The sequence below is a fragment of the Shigella sp. FC1967 genome (genome assembly GCF_001743005.1).
Lineage (GTDB): Bacteria > Pseudomonadota > Gammaproteobacteria > Enterobacterales > Enterobacteriaceae > Proteus.
In genome coordinates, this window is sequence record NZ_MIIZ01001183.1 from 1 (window position 1) to 526 (window position 526).

Annotated in this window: 1 pseudogene; it reads left to right on the plus strand. The window is 43.5% G+C overall.

Annotated features, from left to right (window positions below):
* Positions 1–526, plus strand: a pseudogene (locus BHE89_RS20025) (3'-5' exonuclease); the annotation flags it as partial.

Sequence of the window (526 nt, forward strand, 5' to 3'; positions counted from 1 at the left end):
GAGACGTTGGCTTCTGAAACCGCAGACATGCCACTACATGTACAAACAGACCGAATTATTCGTGATTCAGGTTTAAAAGCGATGTATGAGCAGGAAAAAGGTGAAAAAGCGCAAGCCCGTATTGAAAACTTAGAAGAACTGGTCACGGCGACTCGCCAATTTAGCTATCAAGATGAAGACGAAGATTTAATGCCATTACAAGCGTTTCTTTCGCATGCCGCATTAGAATCAGGCGAAAGCCAGGCGGATGCGTATCAAGATGCCGTACAGTTAATGACGCTTCATTCGGCTAAAGGGCTCGAATTTTCACAAGTCTTTTATTGTGGGTGTCGAAGAAGGCATGTTCCCAAGTCAAATGTCGCTAGATGAAGGTGGACGTTTAGAAGAAGAGCGTCGCTTGGCTTATGTTGGTGTCACGCGAGCAATGAAAAAGTTAACACTCACTTATGCTGAAAATCGTCGTTTATATGGAAAAGAAGTCAGTCATCGACCTTCTCGTTTTATTGGCGAATTACCTAAAGAGTGT